Origin of the sequence: Brachyspira catarrhinii (assembly GCF_005518285.1) — a bacterium.
Classification (GTDB): Bacteria; Spirochaetota; Brachyspiria; order Brachyspirales; family Brachyspiraceae; genus Brachyspira; species Brachyspira catarrhinii.
In genome coordinates this window covers 1-4176 of sequence record NZ_SJDU01000207.1, presented here as the reverse complement: position 1 = coordinate 4176, position 4176 = coordinate 1, and the positions used below count along the sequence as shown (strand labels likewise).

The following is a 4176-nucleotide window of genomic DNA, read 5'->3' as shown; positions in this document are numbered from 1 at the left end:
TTTATAATTAGTAAGTAAACATAAACTTGAAAAAAGTTTAAAATAAAAGACGTGACGTGACGTGACGTGACATCATGAAATTGTTTAAGTTGTATTTTAAGTTTCTCATATTGAGTAGATTATACAATATTTGGAAATTTTGTCAATAGGTTAAAATTAAAAAAATAAAAAAAATTTATTGCTTCACTTTGTTTGCAATGACAAATTCGTATCGTCATTGCGAGTGAGACTTACAGCGCACAGCGTGAAAGTCCGACTTCGCCCTGCGCCACTCTTGGATTGTCGAATGAAGCAATCTATTTTGTGTGGATTACCACGCATTCGTAATCGCAATGATTAAAAATTTTGTCAAGCGTTTTTATTTATACAAAAATTTAAATTATAATATCTATAAAATAATTATACGGCTATTTACAAATAATATTGCAAGTAAGAAAAAAATAATATATAATTTGAAAAAATTGCTATAAGAATATCGTATATATTTTTTGGAGTATTCGTATGAAAGAATTAACTAAAATTTTAACAATCGAAGACGGGCATAAAATGTTCACATATAATTTTATTCCCGAAAATAAACCTAAAGCTATAGTTCAAATAGTTCATGGACTCGGAGAACATGCGGGAAGATATAAAGAATTGGCTCAAAAATTAACCGACAACGATTTTTTGGTATGCGCGGAAGACCATAGAGGTTTTGGAAGAAGCGCTATAACGAAAGAACAAATGGGAGATATGGGAGAAAACGGGCATGAACTTATTATTGACGATTTAAAATATCTTATGGACAATACCAAAGCCGAATACGGAGATTTGCCTTATTTTATGTTAGGGCATAGTATGGGTTCGTTTTTGACGAGAGGCTTTTTAATAAAATATCATTCATATTTAAACGGCGCTATAATAATGGGAACGAAAGGAAAATTTAAAGGAATTGAAAATTTTGGAAAAATTATAGCTACCGTTCAAAAAGCGATTTTTGGAGGAAGCAAGAGAGCCAAATTTATATCAAATTTATCAGATGGCGGATACGGAAGAAAATATTTTCCAGAAGACGACTCCGCTTTCTCTTGGCTGACATCCGATAAAGAAGAAATAAAAAAAGTTAAAGAAGACGAATATTTTTCCAAAATTCCTCCGAGCGTAGAAACTTTTCTTCAAATATTTTATCTGCTTGAAAAAATTTCAAATTCAAATAATTATTCCGACATGAATAAAGATTTTCCTATTTTGCTAATCTCGGGTGATAAAGACCCCGTTGGAAATATGGGCGAAGGCGTGAAATGGGTTTATGAAATGTATAAATCGTTAGGACTTACCGACATTAATATCAGTTTGTATAAAGATGGAAGACATGAAATATTAAACGATTTTTGCAGGAATGATGTAATGAACGAAATAGTCGAATGGCTTAATAAACATATTAAAAATTAAATTAGTAAAAATTATTATCTATTCGTTAATATCGCGTTTTCAAAATCGCTATAATTTACATTATTTAAATTATAAATTTTTACAAAACCGTTTGTAGCCATTATGCTTGAAGCGATTGCCGACCTGTTTCCACTTCTGCAATATACCAAATATTCTTTATTTTTATCGAGTAAATCTATTTTTGATTTGAAATCGGGGCTTAAAACATCTATATTGATTGAATTTGGAATATTTCCAGCAGAATATTCTTCGGCAGTTCGCACATCCAACATGATTAAATTAGTCGAATTATTTATAGTTTTCATGGCTTTTTTCAAATTAATATTGCTGTAACCTCTATTTGAGCATGAAGTAAATAAAAGAGTAGAAATTATAAATATAGATAAAATAAAAAATTTATTAATATTTTTCATAATTGAATATCCTTAAAAATCAAATAAATATTATGTTAATTAATGATATTATATTTTATTTTTTTGTCAATTATTAAAAATTGAAATTTTATGATTTATGTATTTAAAATATTTTTTCGAATATAATTATTATAAGTTTATTATTATTGGTTTTAAAAATATGATTATTCAAATTAATAAAATTATATTATGCAGTTTTATAATATCAATATTTTTTATTTCATGTAAACACATAGCGGATAACAAAAAAGAAATTAAAAATATGTATCCGCATTTGGCAAAATATATAGACAAAGTTTATAGTATGAGCGAAAAAGAGAGAAAAGGCTTATTATTAATGGTTGGGATAAAAGATAAAACATTATCCGAAGAGACGATTAAAATATTGAAAGAAAATAAAATAGCGGGAATTATACTTTTCGACTATAATATAGAAAACGAAAAACAATTAAAAAAACTCGCATCCGATTTGAGAGAATATGTCAATCCTAATATGCTAATCGCCGTTGACGAAGAAGGAGGCAAAGTAAATAGAATTCATTTCGACAAATTAAAAAATATTTCGCCAAAAGATATTGGAGATAAAAACGACAAAGAATACGCTTATAAAATAGCCTATCAAAAATCTAAATTTCTGCTCGATTTGGGAATCAATATGATATTAGCGCCGATATGCGATATTCCAAAAGATTCAAATTCCTATTTGTATGAAAGAAGTTTTTCGACTAATATAAATATAGTCGCAGATATGGTAGAGGCTACGGTTAAAGCTCAGAGAGACGCGGGAATAATAACCGTCTTAAAACATTTTCCAGGACATGGAGACACAGTAGTAAATTCTCATGACGGTTTTCCAATTATTGATAAAAAAATCAATGAATTAAAAAATAAAGAATTCGTTCCGTTTAAAAGAGGAATAGACGCTGGAGCGGAGATGATTTTAGTCGCTCATATAAAAAATAAATATATTGACGATAAATTTCCAGCGAGTTTGTCAAAAAATTATATCGAAATTTTAGAAAAAGAATTGAATTTTAAAGGAATTACCATAACTGACGATTTAACTATGACGGGAAAAATAGAAAGAGGAATAAATTTTGGCGTAAATTTAAATAGCAATATATATCAAAACATAGAATATATGTTTGACGACTTAAATCCTAATATCATTTCATGCGCTAAAGTATTAAAAATCATCTCTGAAAATAAATACCTTGCGCATAAAAAATAATATTTTGAATTTTTATCCTTCTGGATTTTTTCTTTTTCTATTGCTATTAGGATTTCTTTTATAAGTTAAAGTAGGCTCTAAACCAATTTTTACATATTCATTTATAATATTTACAACCGTATGATATGTAACATCATATTTTTTTGCAATATCGGTATGAGTTAATCTTGTGTTCTTTTTTTGGTCAAGTTCCAAAAGTATTTTTGCCCTCGAAATCAGCCTTTGGGATTTAACTTCTTTACTTAGGAATTCTTGAATCTTGTTTTTTTCTTCCTCGCTTAACGATATTGAATGTTTAGTGTTTATACTCATTTAGACCTCCAAAATATAAATACCTATGTAAATTAATACTTAAAAAATAAAATCTCATTATAGCAAAATATAACTACTTTATAATTAATAGAATATCATAATATAATAAAAATATCAATATGAAAAAATCCTATAATATTTTTCATAATAACTATAACTAATTAATATTGTTTATGTAAAAAATATAAAAATTTATTCTATACTAAATCTTTAGAAATTATTCTAATATGACAATAAATTTATAATAAAATAATTGAAAAAATTCAAGTATGGTTATAATATTTACGGTATAGCATTATAAGAAAATTGGAGAAATTAAAATTAATGAAAATTCTTTTTGTAAGACATGGACAAACTCAATATAACGCCGAATACAGATGGCTTGGCTCTACCGACAATCCTTTATGCGAAAACGGAAAAAAAGAACTTTTAGAAAAAAAACATATTATAGAAAAATATAAACCGATTCAAAAATTATATTGTAGTCCAATGAAAAGATGCGTTGAAACGGCTAAAATATATTTTGAAGAAATGAATTTAGAAATAATTGAAGATTTAAGAGAGAGATGTTTTGGCGATTTTGAAGGTAAAAAATACGAAGAATTAAAAGACAATCCATATTATAAAGAATTCAATAAAAAACTTTGGAGAAGCAATATTCCTAACGGAGAAGATTATAAAGAATTTTTTAATCGAACTAAAAAAGTATATTTGAATATTATTGAAAACATGAAAAAAAATAATTTAACTTATGTCGCGGTATTGTCGCATGGCGGAATCATTATG

General features: G+C 26.9%; 5 protein-coding genes. 3 read left to right on the top strand and 2 right to left on the bottom strand.

Features of this window, described 5'->3' with window-relative positions:
* The first annotated feature begins 501 nt into the window (after positions 1-501).
* Entirely contained in the window at positions 502-1434 is a 933-nt protein-coding gene (locus EZH24_RS08070) for an alpha/beta fold hydrolase (protein ID WP_137998623.1), read from the top strand.
* Between the two features lie 14 nt (positions 1435-1448).
* Here the strand turns inward: EZH24_RS08070 and EZH24_RS08065 are convergent, their stop codons facing one another.
* Entirely contained in the window at positions 1449-1847 is a 399-nt protein-coding gene (locus EZH24_RS08065) for a rhodanese-like domain-containing protein (RefSeq protein WP_137998621.1), read from the bottom strand.
* A 160-nt stretch (positions 1848-2007) separates the two neighbouring features.
* Between EZH24_RS08065 and EZH24_RS08060 the strand changes: the two genes are divergently transcribed.
* Complete coding sequence (locus EZH24_RS08060) at positions 2008-3078, top strand: glycoside hydrolase family 3 N-terminal domain-containing protein (RefSeq protein WP_137998620.1); 1071 nt, start codon at positions 2008-2010, stop codon at positions 3076-3078.
* 12 nt (positions 3079-3090) lie between these two features.
* Here the strand turns inward: EZH24_RS08060 and EZH24_RS08055 are convergent, their stop codons facing one another.
* Positions 3091-3390, bottom strand: a complete 300-nt coding sequence (locus EZH24_RS08055; protein WP_137998618.1) for a helix-turn-helix domain-containing protein — start codon at positions 3388-3390, stop codon at positions 3091-3093.
* Positions 3391-3714: 324 nt separating this feature from the next.
* Between EZH24_RS08055 and EZH24_RS08050 the strand changes: the two genes are divergently transcribed.
* Positions 3715-4176, top strand: a 462-nt coding sequence (locus EZH24_RS08050; protein ID WP_137998617.1) for a histidine phosphatase family protein, incomplete at its 3' end; no start/stop codon positions are given.

Bases quoted from the DNA above. Each gene is read 5' to 3' on its own strand.
- EZH24_RS08065 (WP_137998621.1), bottom strand. From the start codon at position 1,847: ATGAAAAATATTAATAAATTTTTTATTTTATCTATATTTATAATTTCT.
- EZH24_RS08070 (WP_137998623.1), top strand. From the start codon at position 502: ATGAAAGAATTAACTAAAATTTTAACAATCGAAGACGGGCATAAAATG.
- EZH24_RS08055 (WP_137998618.1), bottom strand. From the start codon at position 3,390: ATGAGTATAAACACTAAACATTCAATATCGTTAAGCGAGGAAGAAAAA.
- EZH24_RS08060 (WP_137998620.1), top strand. From the start codon at position 2,008: ATGATTATTCAAATTAATAAAATTATATTATGCAGTTTTATAATATCA.